22 protein-coding genes and 1 riboswitch are annotated in these 17,717 nt (G+C 44.7%); of the genes, 21 read left to right on the top strand and 1 reads right to left on the bottom strand.

Annotated features, from left to right (window positions below):
* The 21 genes from smc to CD05_RS0107110 all read left to right on the top strand — a co-directional run bounded on the left by smc (window position 1) and on the right by CD05_RS0107110 (window position 16,952).
* Window positions 1–3,567 (top strand): chromosome segregation protein SMC, encoded by a 3,567-nt coding sequence (gene smc, locus CD05_RS0107210; protein WP_028509932.1) that lies wholly within the window; start codon window positions 1–3, stop codon window positions 3,565–3,567.
* A gap of 18 nt (window positions 3,568–3,585) precedes the next feature.
* Window positions 3,586–4,491 carry a signal recognition particle-docking protein FtsY gene (gene ftsY / locus CD05_RS0107205; protein WP_028509931.1) on the top strand — a complete coding sequence of 302 codons (906 nt, stop codon included), beginning with the start codon at window positions 3,586–3,588 and terminating at the stop codon, window positions 4,489–4,491.
* Between the two features lie 36 nt (window positions 4,492–4,527).
* A complete protein-coding gene (locus tag CD05_RS0107200) occupies window positions 4,528–5,031 on the top strand; it encodes an isochorismatase family protein (RefSeq protein WP_028509930.1) in 504 nt (167 codons plus the stop codon).
* Window positions 5,031–5,621: an RdgB/HAM1 family non-canonical purine NTP pyrophosphatase gene (gene rdgB / locus CD05_RS0107195; RefSeq protein ID WP_028509929.1), complete on the top strand. Its 591-nt coding sequence runs from the start codon at window positions 5,031–5,033 to the stop codon at window positions 5,619–5,621. Before CD05_RS0107200 ends, rdgB begins: the two co-directional genes overlap by 1 nt.
* Window positions 5,618–5,914, top strand: coding sequence for a YhbY family RNA-binding protein (locus CD05_RS0107190; protein WP_028509928.1), 297 nt, complete (start codon window positions 5,618–5,620; stop codon window positions 5,912–5,914). Before rdgB ends, CD05_RS0107190 begins: the two co-directional genes overlap by 4 nt.
* Before the next feature lies 1 nt (window position 5,915).
* On the top strand, window positions 5,916–6,530 hold the full coding sequence (gene nadD, locus CD05_RS0107185) for a nicotinate (nicotinamide) nucleotide adenylyltransferase (protein ID WP_037322882.1): 615 nt from the start codon (window positions 5,916–5,918) through the stop codon (window positions 6,528–6,530).
* Window positions 6,527–7,144 carry a bis(5'-nucleosyl)-tetraphosphatase (symmetrical) YqeK gene (gene yqeK / locus CD05_RS0107180; RefSeq protein ID WP_028509926.1) on the top strand — a complete coding sequence of 206 codons (618 nt, stop codon included), beginning with the start codon at window positions 6,527–6,529 and terminating at the stop codon, window positions 7,142–7,144. Before nadD ends, yqeK begins: the two co-directional genes overlap by 4 nt.
* Entirely contained in the window at window positions 7,145–7,516 is a 372-nt protein-coding gene (gene rsfS, locus CD05_RS0107175; RefSeq protein WP_028509925.1) for a ribosome silencing factor, read from the top strand.
* Between the two features lie 6 nt (window positions 7,517–7,522).
* A complete protein-coding gene (locus CD05_RS0107170) occupies window positions 7,523–7,846 on the top strand; it encodes a hypothetical protein (protein ID WP_028509924.1) in 324 nt (107 codons plus the stop codon).
* A gap of 24 nt (window positions 7,847–7,870) precedes the next feature.
* Entirely contained in the window at window positions 7,871–10,279 is a 2,409-nt protein-coding gene (gene leuS, locus CD05_RS0107165) for a leucine--tRNA ligase (protein WP_028509923.1), read from the top strand.
* Between the two features lie 225 nt (window positions 10,280–10,504).
* Entirely contained in the window at window positions 10,505–10,678 is a 174-nt protein-coding gene (gene rpsU, locus CD05_RS0107160) for a 30S ribosomal protein S21 (RefSeq protein ID WP_028509922.1), read from the top strand.
* Window positions 10,679–10,740: 62 nt separating this feature from the next.
* A complete protein-coding gene (locus CD05_RS0107155; RefSeq protein ID WP_028509921.1) occupies window positions 10,741–11,229 on the top strand; it encodes a YqeG family HAD IIIA-type phosphatase in 489 nt (162 codons plus the stop codon).
* Between the two features lie 21 nt (window positions 11,230–11,250).
* Entirely contained in the window at window positions 11,251–11,472 is a 222-nt protein-coding gene (locus CD05_RS0107150; protein ID WP_028509920.1) for a hypothetical protein, read from the top strand.
* 5 nt (window positions 11,473–11,477) lie between these two features.
* A complete protein-coding gene (locus CD05_RS0107145) occupies window positions 11,478–11,930 on the top strand; it encodes a hypothetical protein (RefSeq protein ID WP_156947341.1) in 453 nt (150 codons plus the stop codon).
* Window positions 11,930–12,787, top strand: coding sequence for a TIM barrel protein (locus CD05_RS0107140; RefSeq protein ID WP_028509918.1), 858 nt, complete (start codon window positions 11,930–11,932; stop codon window positions 12,785–12,787). The genes CD05_RS0107145 and CD05_RS0107140 overlap by 1 nt, the downstream gene beginning before the upstream one ends.
* Before the next feature lie 3 nt (window positions 12,788–12,790).
* Complete coding sequence (locus CD05_RS0107135; RefSeq protein WP_028509917.1) at window positions 12,791–13,312, top strand: hypothetical protein; 522 nt, start codon at window positions 12,791–12,793, stop codon at window positions 13,310–13,312.
* 64 nt (window positions 13,313–13,376) lie between these two features.
* Window positions 13,377–13,841 carry a type II 3-dehydroquinate dehydratase gene (gene aroQ, locus CD05_RS17815; protein WP_051588873.1) on the top strand — a complete coding sequence of 155 codons (465 nt, stop codon included), beginning with the start codon at window positions 13,377–13,379 and terminating at the stop codon, window positions 13,839–13,841.
* Window positions 13,838–14,905, top strand: a complete 1,068-nt coding sequence (locus tag CD05_RS0107125; protein ID WP_028509916.1) for an aminopeptidase P family protein — start codon at window positions 13,838–13,840, stop codon at window positions 14,903–14,905. The genes aroQ and CD05_RS0107125 overlap by 4 nt, the downstream gene beginning before the upstream one ends.
* Before the next feature lie 127 nt (window positions 14,906–15,032).
* Entirely contained in the window at window positions 15,033–15,590 is a 558-nt protein-coding gene (gene efp / locus CD05_RS0107120; RefSeq protein ID WP_028509915.1) for an elongation factor P, read from the top strand.
* 37 nt (window positions 15,591–15,627) lie between these two features.
* Complete coding sequence (locus tag CD05_RS0107115; RefSeq protein ID WP_028509914.1) at window positions 15,628–16,074, top strand: CD1247 N-terminal domain-containing protein; 447 nt, start codon at window positions 15,628–15,630, stop codon at window positions 16,072–16,074.
* Window positions 16,075–16,097: 23 nt separating this feature from the next.
* Window positions 16,098–16,217: riboswitch (FMN riboswitch) on the top strand.
* A gap of 93 nt (window positions 16,218–16,310) precedes the next feature.
* Entirely contained in the window at window positions 16,311–16,952 is a 642-nt protein-coding gene (locus CD05_RS0107110; RefSeq protein ID WP_037322879.1) for an ECF transporter S component, read from the top strand.
* Between the two features lie 54 nt (window positions 16,953–17,006).
* Here CD05_RS0107110 and CD05_RS17810 read toward each other — a convergent pair whose 3' ends face one another.
* Entirely contained in the window at window positions 17,007–17,513 is a 507-nt protein-coding gene (locus tag CD05_RS17810) for a hypothetical protein (protein ID WP_051588872.1), read from the bottom strand.
* Window positions 17,514–17,717: the final 204 nt, after the last annotated feature.

The raw sequence follows: 17,717 nt of genomic DNA, 5'->3' as shown, positions 1-17,717 counted from the left end.
ATGTACCTGAGAGGTCTTGAAATGCAGGGCTTCAAGTCTTTCCCCGATAAGATATCCCTTGATTTTGATAAGGGCATCACAGCTGTTGTCGGGCCTAACGGCTCGGGCAAGAGCAATATAGGTGACGCTATGCGCTGGGTAATGGGCGAGCAGTCGTCTAAAACGCTCCGAGGCGGAAAGATGGAGGACGTTATCTTTGCCGGAACAGAGCAGAGAAAGTCTGTAGGCTTTGCACAGGTCACACTCACGATAGATAATACAGATAAAGCACTTAATGTTGACAGCGATGTGGTTCGTGTTTCCCGTAAGCTGTATAGAAACGGCGACAGCGAATATATCATCAACGGCGAGAATGTCCGCCTTAAGGATATCGTCGAGCTGTTTATGGATACAGGTCTTGGCCGTGACGGTTATTCTATCATCGGTCAGGGCAGGATAGCGGAGATAGTTTCGAGTAAGTCTACTGACAGGCGTGAGATATTTGAAGAAGCCGCCGGTATCTCCAAATTCCGCTATAAAAAAGAAGAAGCCGAGCGTAAGCTCGTTGCAGCTGAGGATAATATATCAAGGATAACAGATATCCTCTCGGAACTCAGCTCACGCCTCGGGCCTTTAAAGACCCAATCGGAAAAGGCTAAGAAATTCATCGTTCTTGAAGAAGAAAAACGTGGCCTTGAAATATCCGTCTGGGTGCAGAAACTCGATAAGTCAACAAAAAGTATAGATGAAACAAATGAAAAGCTCACTCTTGTCAGAGGGCAGTATGATGTTTTGGAAAAGGAAGTCAATGAGCTTGATGATAAGATACAGTCGGCCTTTGAACAGAGCGCTGCCTGTGAGCAGGAGATAGCAGAGCTCCGTGAAAAGATACACCAGACAGAGCTTGATAATACACAGGCCACATCAAAAATTGCCGTCTGTGAAAATGATATCGAGCATCTAAAAGAGAGTATAACACAGCTTGAGGAGCAGATAGAAGCCTTTAAAACAAACGCCGGCTACCTCGATGAACAGCTTGTTAAGCATAACGCATCTCTCGAAGCACTTATGAAAAAGCTCGATGAGAATAAATCACTCGAAGTGAAGACGGAGGATAGCTTTTCAAAGCTCCTTTCAAGTACAGAGGATTTTGATAAGGAACTACAGAATTCCAACGACGAGCTCAGTAAGCTCTACCTTGAAAAGTCTTCTCTCGGCTTTAAGATAGAGAATAATAAGAATCTTACTGATGAGCTTGAAGAAAGCCTTGAAAAGCTCACAGCAGATCTCGCTCAGGGCGAGAAGGACGAGCAGCAGCTTTCCGATGAGCTTAAAGCTAAAAGGTCAGCCTTTGCCAAGGCAGAGGAAAACCTCAATGAGCATAAGAATAAACTATCCGGCTTCGAGCTGCTTCTTAAGAATAAAGCCCAGAAGCTCGAAAAACAGGAGAATGAGATAAGACAGGCCGAGAGTGAGCTTATACAGACATCTCAGCGCCTTAATATCCTCAAAGACCTCGAAAGCAATATGGAAGGCTTTGCCTATAGCGTTAAAAGCGTCCTTAAAGCTAAAAAGCAGGGAAGGCTTTCGGGCATCTGCGGCTCTGTAGCCCAGATAATATCCACAAGAAAAGAATATGACCTTGCAATAGAAACTGCCCTCGGTGCAGCAATGCAGAATATCGTTACAGACGATGAGTCGGGTGCTAAACGTGCTATCAAGTTCTTAAAGGAAACTAAGGCGGGCAGGGCGACTTTCCTTCCGCTCACATCTGTCAAGGTCGGCAGGCTCGATGCGCAGGGAGTTGAAAATGAAGAAGGCTTTGTCGCCATTGCAAGCGATATCGTCACCTGCGACAGCAGATATGATGTCATAGCAAGATATCTTCTTGGAAAGGTGTGTATCGCCGAGAATATCGATCTCGCATCAAATATCGCTAAAAAGTATAACTACCGCTTCAAGATATGTACTCTTGACGGCCAGGTCATAAATGCAGGCGGTTCTTTCACGGGCGGTTCTGCTTCAAAGACAGCCGGCCTGCTTTCAAGAAAGAATGAGATAGACGACCTCTCTGCAAAATGCGCAGCACTTGAAAAATCCTTCAATGATATGAAGTCTGGCACAGCACAGCTCAGACAAGAATGTGCAAACCTTTCCGCTCAGGCTGAGGGTGAGCGTGAAACAATAAACACCCTCTCCGGTGAGACCTTGAAGCTCGATATGGAGATAAAGCGTATCTGCGAGATACGAAAAGACTGCGAGCAGAAACTCGATGAATATGACGCTCAGATAGATTCGTCAAAGAAGCGCCTTAAGCAGCTTGATAATGATATAAACGAGGCTATCCTTTCTCTTAATGAGCTGAATACCCGTATAGCCGAGCGTGAGGGCGAGCTCGCAAGCTCAAAGAGCAAGCTCGAAGGTCTTCGCCGCCAGCGTGAGGACTTGACAGAAAAGCTCTCTTCGGTTAGAATAGAAGGTGTACAGATACAAAAGGATATCGAGCTGATAAAGTCAACTATCGAGCAGACTAAGGAGCTTATCACACGCTCCGCCGCTGACAGCAGCGACAGCCGTGACAGGATAGACGACCTGAATAAGCAGATAGCTGATAAGCATGATATGATATCAAGCCTTCAGCAGTCTCTTAAGGACAGCGTTGGTGTTATCAAGCAGATCGAAGATGATATAACATCAAGATCTGTCAAGAGATCAACCCTCAGCGACAGCGCAGAAAAGCTCAGAAGCGAGCAGCGCTCAAAGCTCAACGAGAAGGAGAACCTCCAGGGTCAGCTCTCACGCCTTGAAGAAAGCGTCAGAAGTGAAACTGCCGAGTTCGACAGGATAGTTGCATCGCTCTATGATAACTATGAGCTCACACGCTCGCAGGCTCAGGAGCTTGCTGATATGACAATAGATGTCGCACAGGCAAATAAGCGCCTTTCCGAGCTTAAGGGCAAGATAAAGGCTCTCGGTAACGTCAACCTCGCAAGTATCGAGGAGTACGAGGAGGTAAGCGAGCGCTTTGAGACTATGACTTCGCAGCTTGATGATGTCAATAACTCCAAGCTCCAGCTCGCAGGGCTGATTGATGACCTGACCGAGAAGATGAAGGAGATATTCACTGAGAGCTTTGATGCGATAAACAGGAGCTTCAAGGCGATATTCACCGAGCTTTTCGGCGGCGGCAGGGCAGAGCTTATACTTGCTGACCCTGACAATGTGCTCGAATGTGGGATCGATATCAGAGTCGCCCCTCCCGGAAAGGTCATCAAGAACCTTGTGTCTCTCTCGGGCGGTGAACAGGCTTTTGTGGCTATTGCGATATACTTTGCTATCCTTAAGCTGCGTCCTTCGCCTTTCTGTCTGCTTGATGAGATAGAAGCAGCGCTCGATGATGTCAATGTTGCAAGATATGCTCAGTATCTGCATAGATTTACTGATAAGACGCAGTTTATAGCTATTACCCATAGACGTGGTACTATGGAAGAAGCCGACGTGCTCTACGGTGTCACCATGCAGAAGGGTATATCAAAGCTGCTGCGTATGAGCCCCGATGAGGCTTACGATATGGATAATGAACAATGATCGGAGGTAGTTTTTTAAATGGGATTTTTTGAAAAACTCAAAGCAGGACTAAAAAAGACCAAGGACTCTATGATGGGCAAGATAGAGCGCCTTCTTCATTCCTTTACCAAAATAGATGACGAGCTGTTCGAGGAACTCGAGGAGACACTTATCCTTTGCGATATAGGTGTCAATACCTCTGTCGCTATATGCGAGGAGCTCAGAGACCGTGTCAAGAAGCAGGGGATTACAGACCCTTCGCTTATCAAGGATATGCTCAAAGAGGTAATAACCGATATGCTCGGCGAGGATCAGCCTCTTGACCTTTCAACAACGCCTTCTGTAATACTTGTTATAGGCGTTAACGGTGCCGGAAAGACCACTACTATAGGTAAGCTCTCGTACCAGCTCTCTCAGCAGGGCAAAAAGGTCATCGTTGCAGCAGCAGATACTTTCCGTGCAGCAGCTATCGACCAGCTCGAAGTCTGGACACAGCGTGCAGGCGTTGATATAGTCAAGCATAATGCCGGCTCTGACCCTGCGGCTGTTGTGTATGATGCACTTAACGCTGCCAAGGCAAGAAATGCAGATATAGTTATCTGTGATACCGCCGGCAGACTTCATAATAAAAAGAACCTTATGGATGAGCTCAGAAAAATAGCAAGGATAGTTCATCAGCAGGCAGAAGGCTGCTCGCTCGAGGTGCTTCTGGCACTCGACGCCACAACAGGCCAGAACGCAGTCAACCAGGCAAGACAGTTCAATGAGGTCGCTGATATCACAGGTATTATCCTTACAAAGCTCGACGGTACAGCCAAGGGCGGTATCATAATCTCTATCACAGACGAACTGAAGATCCCTGTAAAGCTCGTTACAGTCGGCGAAAAGATCGAGGATATCCAGCCGTTTGTTGCAAAGGATTTTGTAAATGCACTTTTTGAATAAATAATTCTAAATAAGAAATATAGGGAGGAACATATAATGGATAACGTTTTGCTTATAATCAATATGCAGGAATACTATGTAGGTAAATTCAGAAATAAAGATCTGTATAACTACGACCGTAAAAAGCTCATTGATAATATCAATAAGCGTATAGAAAAGTATGCTCCTGAGGAAGTATTCTATGTAAGAACAGTTGCCAAGGGACTTTTCAAAAGCAATATGCCTAACGGCAAGGCTGCTGAGTCTGATATAGTTACAGGCCTTAAGGTCGTTTCAAAGAATATGTATACCAAGTCAAAGCCTAATGCTTTCCTTAATGACGCTCTCGGTGAGTTTATGAGAGCCCGTAATGTCAAGAAGGTCGAGATATGCGGCGTTGACGGCGGCAACTCTGTCGGTGCATCAGCAGTCGGCGGCTTTGAGTATGATCTGTATATGATCTATAACGAGGCCTGCATAGGTACTATGGATACTGAAAAGGAAAAGAAATTCCTTGAAAAGCTCTCGCAGGGAAAGAGCGAGATCATTAACGAGGTGTGATGATGAGACTTATTATAGCAAGCTCGAATAAGGGTAAGCTCAGAGAGTATTCTCAGCTGCTTTCTCCTCTCGGCTATGAGGTCGTCTCTGCAAAGGAGGCAGGCTTTGATGTCGAAGTCGAGGAAACAGGCACTACCTTTGCCGAAAACTCAGCACTTAAAGCAAGGGCTATCCATGAACTCAGCGGCGAGTGTGTTCTCGCTGACGACAGCGGTCTTTGCGTTGATGCTCTTGACGGGGCTCCGGGTATATATTCCGCACGCTTCGGCGGCCTTTCTACCGATGCTGAGCGTACTGCACTGCTTCTTGAAAAGCTCAAAGACGTTCCCGATGAAAAGCGTGGTGCTCACTTTATGTGTACTATCTGCTTTATCTATTCCGATGGCCGTGAGCTTGCAGTCGAGGGCAGGGTATACGGAACTATCGCCCACACTCCCTCCGGCAGTAACGGCTTTGGCTATGACCCTGTTTTCCTGTATGACGGTGTCAGCTTTGCCGATGTGGACAGCGATGTAAAAAACAGCGTGTCTCATAGAGCAAACGCTCTTAAGGCACTTCTTGAACAACTTGATAAAGGGGAAAATGTATGATAACACCAAAGCAGAGAGCAGAGCTCAAAGCATTAGCAAATTCAATTGAGCCCGTGTTCCAGATAGGCAAGGGCGGCGTCAATGACGCTCAGGTGGCTCAGATAGACGATTACTTAAGAGTGCATGAGCTTGTAAAGATAAAGGTGCTCGATAATTCCCTCCTTACAGCTAAGGAGGCGGCTATAGATATAGCAGAGCGTATAAGCGCCGAGGTGGTGCAGTGTATCGGCTCAAAAGCTATACTCTATAAGCGCAATGAAAAAGAGCCTGTCATCAAGCTGAAGAATAAGTGATATGAAAAAACTGCTCATATACGGCGGTACTTTTGACCCTGTTCATAACGGCCATAAAAATGCATTTGATGCTGCAAGGGCAGCTGTTGAGCCTGATCTTTGTATCGTCATTCCAAATGCCATACCGCCTCATAAACAAAGCACCGGCCTTGTATCGGGTGAGCATAGAATGAATATGCTCCGTCTTGCTTTTGGTTCATGTGAGAATACAGAGTTTTCTGACTATGAGCTTAAGCGTGAGAGCAAAAGCTATTCGCTCTTTACGATACAGCATTTTCATCAAAGCTGTCCCGACTTTGATATCTATTTCATCGTCGGCAGCGATAGCCTTTGTAATTTTCATAAATGGTATGAGTATGAGCAGATACTCAGGCTTTGTACTCTGGTGTGTGTTTCCCGCCTTAACGGCGACAGAGCAGCACTTGAAGATGCAAAGCGAACCCTGGAGCAAAAGGGCGGCAGAGTCGTTATTTGTGATGCCGAGCCTTTAGAGGTATCATCATCTGAAATAAGAAAAATGTTTTTAAGCGGTGATGACCCATCTTGCTATTTGGATAAAAATGTAGTAAAATATATATATGAGAATTCACTCTATCAGAAAGAAGTATTGAATTGACTGATAAAAAACTGATAACAAGGTATAAGGAATACCTTAAGGCTAACCTTTCAAAGAAAAGGTATAACCATTCTGTCAATGTGTCAGATGCAGCTGTTGAGCTTGCAAAGCTATACGGCGAAGACCCCGATAAGGCTCTTGTTGCAGGCCTTCTGCACGATGTTGCAAAGGAGCTGCCGATAGAAAAACAGCGTGAGTATGTTTTGAAGTCGTATCTGAATGTAGATGCGGTGGAAAAAGTTTCCCACGCACTTTTCCATGCAGTCGCAGGTGCAGAGCTTGCAAGGCTCGTCTTCGGTATAGAAGATATGGATGTTATCCTCGCTATCAGGTATCATACCGTAGCGGCAGGGGATATGTCAAGACTTGCGGCTATCGTATATCTTGCTGACCTGATATCGGCTGACAGAGATTATAAAGACGTTAAGCGTATGCGTAAGCTCGCAGTCAGCGGCCTTGAAAGGGCAATGCTCGAAGCGCTTAAATTCTCGATAACTGATTCTGTTGTAAAGGGTAATACTATCCCCGTGTCAACCCTTGAAGCATATAACAGATTTCTAACTGAAACAATAAAAAAGGAAAAAAATGATAAAGCAAGGAAAGGAGCAGGTTGAATGAAAAACGATGCTGCCAATGAAAAGCTCAGATGTATAATCTCCGCACTCGATTCCAAGAGGGCTGAGAATATCAAGGCGATAGGTATCAGGGATCTTACAATTATTGCTGATTATTTTGTAATAGCAAACGGTGACTCCACAACTCAGACTAAGGCTCTTGCCGATGAGGTGGAGTATCAGATGAAGCAGAAGTTCGGTGTCGATCCTCATCATACCGAAGGCTACAGCGCATCAAACTGGATAGTCCTCGACTATGAGGATATCGTTGTCCATGTGTTCTATACACAGACAAGAGACCACTATAACTTAGAGCGCCTCTGGGCAGACGGCGAGGAGATAGATATTTCTCCCTTTGTTGTCAAGGAGTAATGCCGTATGGGTCATTCAGTTAACGGCAGAAACCTTATCGGTCTTTGCGGTGTGTATTTTGTCATAAAGGGTATACTTAACCTCGTGCTTGGCTTTAGCTTCAGCAATATAGTTATCCTTGTGGTTTTCGCAGCACTTGCATATCTTATGCTGCAAAAAAAGCCTATGACAAACTATATAACAGCTGTTCTTCTTGTTGCTATCGTGCTTATCCATATCAAGGATAATATCAAGGGCTTTCAGGTGCTCTATCTTGCCGAAGCGGCAATCGACTGCGTGTGCGCATTCACACTTGTCGCCAATAAGGACGTAAGAGAATATTTCAAGTAATTTATTGTAAAGGATATGATATAAATGAAGGATTACAATTTCAAAGCCATTGAGGAAAAATGGCAGAAATACTGGGACGAAAACGAAACGTTCAAGGCGAGCGATGACCACTCAAAGAAGAAGTTCTATGCGCTCGTTGAGTTTCCTTACCCCTCGGGCCACGGTATGCACGTCGGCCATATCAAGGCTTATTCCGGCCTTGAAGTTGTCAGCCGTAAGAGAAGGATGCAGGGCTATAATGTCCTCTTCCCGATAGGCTTTGACGCATATGGCCTTCCTACCGAGAATACTGCTGTCAAGGATAATATCCACCCCCGTATCGTTACCGACAGAAATATCAAAAAGTTCACAGGCCAGCTCAAAAAGGTAGGCTTTTCCTTCGACTGGTCAAGAGTAGTTGATACAACAGATGAGAACTACTATAAGTGGACACAGTGGATATTCCTTAAGATGTTTGAAAACGGCCTTGTTTTTCGTGATAAGACACTTGTCAACTACTGCCCCAGCTGTAAGGTCGTTCTCTCAAATGAGGATTCTCAGGGCGGTAAGTGCGATATCTGCCATAGCGATATCGTTCAGAAGACAAAGGAAGTATGGTATTTAAGAATTACCGAGTACGCTGATAAGCTCCTCCAGGGTCTTGAAGAAGTAGATTACCTTCCCAATGTAAAGCTCCAGCAGCAGAACTGGATAGGTAAGTCTACAGGCGCATTCGTAAACTTCAAGCTCAAAGAGCAGGACGAGCAGCTCAGGATATATACCACACGTCCCGATACACTCTACGGCGTAACATTTATGGTAATCGCACCTGAGCACCCTGTCATCGAAAAGTACAGAGACAGCATAAAGAATATAGCTGACCTCGATGCTTATAAGGCAGAGTGCGCTAAAAAGAGCGAATTTGAAAGAACACAGCTCGTTAAGGATAAGACAGGTGTAAGGATAGACGGTCTCACAGCTATCAATCCTATCACAAATAAAGAGATACCGATATATATTTCCGACTATGTAATGATGGGCTACGGTACAGGCGCTATCATGGCTGTTCCTGCTCACGATACAAGAGACTATGAGTTCGCTAAGAAGTTTGGTATAGATATCATCGAAGTTATTAAGGGCGGCGATATCTCTAAGGAAGCCTATACAGGCGACGGCGAAATGGTAAACTCCGGTGTCCTTAACGGTATCACTAATAAGAAGGACGCTATCGCCCGTATGCTTGATGAGCTTGCAAAGCTCGGCTGCGGCGAGGCAGGCGTTCAGTATAAGATGAAGGACTGGGCATTCAACAGACAGCGCTATTGGGGCGAGCCTATACCGATAGTTCACTGCGATACCTGCGGTATGGTAGCTGTTCCTTATGACGAGCTCCCTCTTAAGCTCCCACCTGTTGAGAATTTCCTCCCCGGTACAGACGGTGAGAGCCCTCTTGCAAGAATAGACAGCTTCGTTCACTGTAAGTGTCCTAAGTGCGGTAAAGACGCAAGACGTGAGACAGATACTATGCCTCAGTGGGCAGGTTCGTCCTGGTACTTCCTCAGATACTGCGATCCGCATAATGATAATGAGTTCGCATCTGCTGAGGCTCTTAAGTACTGGATGCCTGTTGACTGGTATAACGGCGGTATGGAGCACGTTACAAGACATATGATCTATAGCCGCTTCTGGCATAAGTTCCTCTATGACCTCGGCCTTGTTCCTACATCTGAGCCTTATGCAAAGAGAACAGCTCAGGGTCTTATCTTAGGACCTGACGGCGAAAAGATGAGTAAGTCCCGTGGAAATGTTATCGACCCGCTCGATGTTGTAAATGAATACGGCGCAGATGTCCTGAGACTCTATGTGCTCTTTATGGGTGACTATGAAAAGGCTGCTCCCTGGAGCGAGTCGAGCGTCAAGGGCTGTAAGCGTTTTGCTGACAGGATCTGGGCTCTCCAGGATAAGCTCACCGACGGTGATGAGTACAGCGAAAAGCTCCGCTCCTCTATGCATAAGACTATCAAGAAGGTCACAGAGGATATCGAGGCTATGAAGTTCAATACTGCTATAGCTGCTATGATGTCGCTGCTTAATGAGATATATGAGGCAGGCTCTATCACAAAGAAGGAATACAGAGACCTTCTCGTTATCCTTTATCCTTTTGCACCTCACCTCACAGAGGAACTCTATGAGATCTGCGGCTTTGAGGGCAAGCTCGATGAGCAGGAGTGGGTATCCTTCGATGAAGCTCTCTGTGTTGATGCTACCGTCGAGATAGTTGTTCAGCTCAACGGTAAGATCAAGTCCAGGATAAATATTGCAGTTGATGACTCTAAGGAGAATATCATAGCCCAGGCAAAGGCTGATGAAGCAGTTGCCGCAGCAATGGCAGGCAAGAGCATAGTCAAGGAGATCTACGTTCCCGGTAAGCTCGTTAATATCGTCATAAAATAATTTTAAATTTTTCCTCTAAAGCTATTGACTTTGTGATAAAATTATAGTATAATATAAGATGTAATCATATTGGGTAATGTGTTTGAGCTTTTTAGTAACAGAGAAAAGCGAACGTGTAAAAGCGTTCATATTGTTTGCACAGCAAGCGCCTTCACTAAACACCGAGAGCTCCGATACACCAATACTTGTTACCTCTGTTAAAGGTGGCAAAGGGAGGGAATAATTTTGGCAGAAGTTCGTGTTGGTAAGAACGAAACATTAGATACAGCTCTTAAGCGTTTTAAGAGGTCCTGTGCTAAGGACGGCGTTATTGCCGAGGTTCGTAAAAGAGAACACTACGAAAAGCCTTCGGTAAAGCGTAAGAAGAAATCCGAAGCTGCTCGTAAGCGTAAATACTGATAAGTGATCAAAAGCGGGCAAGTTTCTTGTCCGCTTTTTGCTTTGTCTGATTGGAGAGTTAAATGTTATTCAAGCCAACCTATGTTTTTGATAAGGTCGGGGATATCACCCCCGAGTTCTTAAAGCATAAGCATATCAAGGCGCTTATACTTGACCTTGATAATACGCTTACTACACATAATAACCCCGAGGTGCCTCAAAAGAGCCTCGATTGGATAAATACTATGAAGAAAGCCGGTATAGCCCTTATCATAGTTTCAAATAACCACCCCCCAAGGGTGAGACCGTTTGCTGATAAGCTCGGTGTCGATTTTGAATGTGAGGGCAAAAAGCCGCTTACCTTCGGCTATACAAGGGCAATAAAGCGCCTCGGTATCCCTAAAAAATATGTTGCATCTGTGGGCGATCAGATATTTACCGATGTCCTTGGCTGTAACCTTAAGGGTATCCGCTCGCTTTTTGTGTTCCCTATAGAGCCTGAAACGAGCCGCCCGTTCCGCTTCAAGCGCTGGTGTGAGCGCCCGTTTTTACCTAAGTTCCCAAATAAATAAAATATAAAGGAGAAGATCATTATGAACAGATTTATGAGAGAATTCATCGGCGGTAAGTACGATATCGAAACAACTAACGATTATTTCGCTTCAAGCCTTGTGCTCGATGTCTATGACGGCTGGATCAAGCTCAACTGTGAGGGCTATATCCAGTATATCAACCTTGATTTCGTTATCAAGGTATCTCCCTCGCTCGTTGAGGAAGATGATGTAAAGAATAATCCTATCGACACTAAAAATTGATAGGCATGAATGAGAGAATAACTGTCAGAAGCCATATAGCTTCGCTGTTTTTTGGCTTGCTCTTTCTATGCTTTGGTGCTTTTGAGTTTGTACACGGTCTTTCCGAGAATGATGTCAATAAGCAGCACTCTGATTATATATTCTGTATTCTGGGCGCTGTTATAGGTATAGCTGTTATACTTATGTACTTTATGATAAAGTATGAGTTTGATGAAAACGGCTTTTCCTATACCAATGTCTTCGGTAAGACCCGTGATGTCAGCTACGACGAGATATTCAGCCTTATGTATACCAATAAGAACACGCTTCGTGTCGAGCTTTCAGACGGTACACCGATATCTGTCCCGACATCGACTAAAAACGGTAAGGAATTTGCCAGGGTCGTAGAAGCAGCCTATGCTAAAAAGATGCAGATGACAGCTAATAGTCCTATAAACGATCAGAGAGGTATGTTATAATGCTTGCAAAATTCGGCCCGGCCGGTAATAGTGATGCCTATTCCAAAACGCATAAATCAACAGTCGATGTCCCAAAATACTTAAATGAGATAGGGCTTGACCACTACGAGTACCAGTGCGGCAGGGGAGTGCGTGTTTCAGATAAGCTCGCCCAGTCGCTCAGGGCTGAGTCTGAAAAATACGGTATAACCCTTTCAGTCCATGCGCCGTATTTTATCTCGCTTTCAAGCGTTGAGGAGGAAAAGCGTGATAACAGTATAAACTATATTCTCCAGACCTGCGATGCTGCAAAGCGTCTCGGCGCTGAAAGGATAGTTATACATAGCGGCTCCTGCGCAAAGATAACAAGAGAGCAGGCTCTCGAACTTGCTAAGGATACTCTTTCCCGTGCAAGAAAGGCTGCTATCGACCAGGGCTTTGAGGATATTGTTTTCTGCCCTGAAACTATGGGTAAGGTCAACCAGCTCGGCGACCTTGCAGAAGTTATCGAGCTCTGTAAGCTCGATGATACATTCCTCCCGACTATCGACTTCGGCCACCTTAATGCAAGAGGCTTCGGCTGTATTAACGGCAAGGAAGACTATGAGAAGATGCTCTCTGATGTAGAGAACGCCCTCGGCTATGACCGCCTTAAGGTCTTCCATAGCCATTTTTCAAAGATAATGTTCACCATACCCGGCGGTGAGAAAATGCACCTCACATTCGATGATAACCAGGGCTTCGGGCCTGACTATGAGCCGCTTATGGAGCTTGTAGCAAAGAAAGGCCTTGCCCCGACGTTTATCTGTGAAAGCGCCGGCACTCAGGATAAAGATGCACTTACAATGAAGAATTGCTATCTGTCCTTTAAGGAGTAGCTCATGGCTTTGTACTGCGTTTTGCTCGAGCCTGATAATAAGGGCTTGCTCAGGCTGCTTGAATATGTCAGCTCTGAATCTATCATAAATAAAAAGATACGCCCGAGTATCAATATCGGCGCATTTGTGAGTGAAAGAGAGTCTGTCATTCTGGATTTCTATAGCGGCCTTGCTCATATCTTAGAGCCGTTCGTGCTTGATTTTACCGATATCGGCGTTTTTGAAAACGGCACGGTCTATCTTAGTCCTGTTATGGACGATAGGCTTAAGTCTGATTTCTATAAGACCTATGCTACCTTTTCCAAACACTTTGATGCAGGCTTCAATGGCAGATTTCTTCCGTCCTGCTGGAAGCCTTATATCACTGTCGGCTATGAGCCCTGCTATGAAGATGCGCTTGAACTTCGTGAATGTCTTAAGGGCTTTTTCGAGCCTTTTTCCTGTCGGTTCAGATCATCAGCACTTGTCAGGTGTGAGCCGTACAGAGTCGTTGCAAGGTATAATATGCCTGTAAATATGATGTAACTATATCCCTGTCGTACTGGCAGGGATTTAAACATACTGTAAAACAAATAATGGAGTGATGATCATGAAAAGAATACTTGTTATCCATGGACCTAACCTTAACCTTCTCGGAGAGCGTGACCCTAAGCACTACGGAAACGATACTTTCGAGAGCATCAATAACCAGATAGTTTCCCGTGCTGAGCGTAAGGATTTTTCCTGCGATATCTTTCAGTCAAACTTCGAGGGTGCTATCATTGATAAGCTCCATGAAGCGAGAAATGTCTATGACGGCGTTATCCTCAATGCAGGTGCTTATACCCACTATAGCTATGCTATCAGAGACGCTATCGAGGCTATCAAGATACCTGTTATCGAGGTACACCTGAGCAATATCGCCGCAAGAGATGAGTTCAGGAATAAGTCAGTTATAGCTCCTGTATGTAAGGGCTCTATCGCCGGCTTCGGTAAGGCATCATATTTCCTTGCTATAGAAGCGCTCTTTGAGGTCTTCGGCGGCGAAGAAGGCTGGGGGCTTGCAAAGAAATGAGCAGACTTGACCGCCTTTCAAAGCTGATAAAGACCGACTGCGCCCTCATCACCTCTGACATAAACAGACGCTATTTCACAGGTATGAAGTCAAGCGCAGGCACGGTGCTCCTTTTTAAGGATAAGGCATATCTTATAATAGATTTCCGTTATATTGAAAAAGCTAAAAATCTCCTCGCCGGTGACCCGTTTATCGAGGTCGTTTTGCAGGATAAGCTCTATGAGCAGATTAATTCCCTTATAGCGAAGCACGGCGCTGAAACTATCGCTGTCGAGTCTATGACGGTGACTGTCAGCCAGCTTGAAAGCTATAAGAATAAGCTCTCAGCCGAGGTCGTGTCATCTGATGACCTGTCTGACAGTATAAATACAATAAGAATGATAAAGACCCCTGATGAGACTGAAAAAATGATACAGGCTCAGCGTATCGCCGAGACAGGCTTTGAGCATATGCTCGAATTTATCCATGAGGGCGTGACTGAGCGTGAGCTCCAGCTTGAACTTGATTATTTCATGCTAAAAAACGGCGCAGAAGCACTCTCATTTGATACCATAGCTCTCTCTGGAAAGAATACCTCGCTCCCTCACGGCGTCCCCGGTGATAAAAAGATCGAGAAAGGCGACTTCGTGCTCCTTGATTTCGGCTCAGTTGTAGACGGCTATCATAGTGATATGACAAGAACAGTCTGTGTCGGTGAGCCTTCTGAAAAAATGAAGCGTGTGTATGATATTGTCCTTAAGGCACAGCTCGCTGCACTTGACGCAGTAAAAGCAGGTATAACAGGGCGTGAGCTTGATAAGATAGCAAGAGATATCATCTCAGCAGAAGGCTTCGGCGAGCAGTTCGGCCACTCTCTCGGCCACGGTGTCGGTGTCGAGATTCATGAGCCGCCCTATGCCGCTAAAAGCTATGATAAACCGCTGCCTGAAAACAGTATCGTGACAGTCGAGCCTGGTATCTATATCGAAAATGAATTCGGTGTGCGTATAGAGGACTTTGTGATAGTTAAAAATGACGGCTGCGTAAATATGACAAAAGCTCCGAAACAGCTTATCATATTGTAATTGTAAAGTTTTCGTGTAGAATGCAAAAAATGCAGAAAAAGCTCTTGCAATGTAATGGAAAATATGATAAAATATCTATAGAGATACTGTGTAATAGTGTCTGTAAAACTGATTTGGAGGTAAATTTATGATAACTGCTGGTGATTTCAGAAACGGTGTAACTTTTGAAGAGGACGGCAACGTTCTGCAGGTCGTAGAGTTTCAGCACGTTAAACCTGGTAAGGGCGCAGCATTTGTAAGAACAAAGACTAAGAATGTTATTACAGGCGCTGTTATTGAAAAGTCTTATAACCCCAGTGCTAAGTTCGAGACTGCTTTCATCGAGAGAAAGGATATGGAGTTCTCCTATGCTGACGGCGATCTTTACTATTTCATGGATCCCGAGACATACGATATGGTTCCCGTAAACGGCAGCGAGCTTTCCGATAACTTTAAGTTCGTTAAAGAAAATATGGTATGTAAGATCCTTTCCTATAAGGGTAAGGTTTTCGGTGTTGAGCCGCCTACATTCGTAGAGCTCGAAGTAACTGATACAGACCCCGGCTTCAAGGGTGATACAGCTACTAATGCTACAAAGCCTGCAACTGTTGAGACAGGTGCTGAGCTCAAGGTTCCGCTCTTTATCAATACAGGTGATAAGATCAGGATCGATACAAGGACCTGCGAGTACATGGAGCGTGCATAAACCACAATTTTCAGCTTTCAGTAAGGAGGGGTAATAAATGGAGCTTTCACAGAGAGTTGCATATCTTAAGGGTCTTATGGACGGTCTGAAGATAGATGATTCTACCGACCAGGGCAAGATACTTAAGCTCATGGCTGATATCCTTGAGGATATGGCAGTTTATATTGAGGACGTTGCAGACGAAGTCGATGAAATGGTCGATATCATAGACGAGATAGATGAAGACCTCGGCGATGTTGAGGAAGAGGTTTATTTCGGCGATGACTATGATGACGATGATCTTGACGACTACGACGAGATCGACGATGACGATTATGATCCTGCCGATGATTTTGACGAAGATGCTCTCTATGAGTGCATCTGCCCTAACTGCGGCGATTCTATCCGTATGGGCGAGAGCATGGTAGAGCTTGGCTCTATTGACTGCCCTAACTGCGGAGAGAAGATAGAGTTCGATTATTCCGAGCTTGAAGACGAGGAGTAATTCTCGTTTTTAATTAATATCAATATTTGTTTCAAGGGGTGGTGAGATTCCACACCGGAGGTGATAGTCCTCTACCGCATTTTATGCGCTGATTCGGTGAAATTCCGAAACCGACGGTATAGTCCGGATGGAAGAAGCAACAGCTGCATTATGCAACCAAGCCCCCGTGCGTTTACGGGGGCTTTTTGTTTTAAACACCTGCTGTTTCTCCTTGGTATCAACAGGAGGAATCAATTATGACAAACACGATCGACAACAAAAATACAATCAACAACAAGAAGACGCTTTTCTCAACAAGGAAAATGGTCATCACAGCTATGATGAGCGCTGTGGCAATAGTGGTCTACTATTTTGACTTCCCGGTACCGTTTATGCCCTCTTTCATTAAGCTCGACCTGTCAAATGTTATCTCGCTCCTTGCAGGTTTTGCAATGGGTCCTGTGGCTGGTATAACCGTCTGCCTTATCAAGAATGTAGTTCACCTTGTTATCAAGGGCTTCGGTACTACAATGGGTATCGGCGATATCTTTGACTTCGTTACAAGCGCAGCTTTCGCTCTTACTGCCGGCTTTATCTATCTTAAGAATAAGACAAAAAAGGGCGCAGTAATCAGCTGTATCGTGGGCGTTATCGTCTTCACTCTTATCAGCCTGCCGCTAAACTACTTTATCGTTTATCCTATCTACTTCAAGGCTTACGGCGGTGAAGAAGCTATCCTCGGTGCATATAAGGCTATAAGACCTTCGACTGATTCGACATTTGAAGCACTCTGCATTTTCAACCTTTCCTTTACCTTTATCAAGGGCGTGCTCTGTGCTCTCGTGACTGTCCTTATCTATAAGCCGTTGTCTCCGATATTAAAGTCCAAGAACGACTAACCCAAATATAAACTCAAGCCCTTAAGCGTATCTTGCTTAAGGGCTTTTTAACACTTATTCCTCAGGCGGTCTTCCACCCATAGGAGGCCTTCCGCCCATTTCCGGCGGTCCGCCGATCCCGTTTTTCTTCATCAGGAATTTGATGAATATCGGCTGTACAATAAATATGATTATGTAAGCAACTACCAGACTAATAACTAAAGACTTTGCAAACATTATCCCGAATGGGGGAGGGGTGCCTTCCTTTGAAGCCTGTTTGTATGCCATGAATACCATGCAGAATGTCATAACAGGCGTGTATATCAGATCGGATATCAGAGTTTCAAGCAGCCTTGCCTTTAAGCTGTGCGGCTCAATGCCGGCCTTTTCAACAGCAGAATCACCGATTTTTTTCATGGGAATAAAGAACCCGATGATAAGGCTTATGAAAAAACTCTCAATAAAACTGATTATAAATGCCGGTACTGTAAACTTTCCAGCCGATAAAAGCCCGGTCATTGACAGGAAAAAACTCATGGTTGTAGCCATAAGTAAGCTCATTTGTATGTTCATTTTTTTCATATTATCAGCTCCTTTACAGTATTATAACATATTTCTATTAATAATTAATGAAATTATGATAAAATATTATTCTTGCTTGTGAATTAATTTTAGCTATAATGCACAAACACCACCCGGCTATTTGTCCGAGCGGTGTTTGTATGTTCTGTTCATTTGTTGCATAGTAGTCTGACGAAAATCTGTTATGCTTTGCTATTGACTTGT

The organism is Ruminococcus sp. NK3A76 (assembly GCF_000686125.1).
GTDB lineage: Bacteria > Bacillota > Clostridia > Oscillospirales > Ruminococcaceae > NK3A76.
This window is presented reverse-complemented; position numbering and strand designations above follow the sequence as displayed.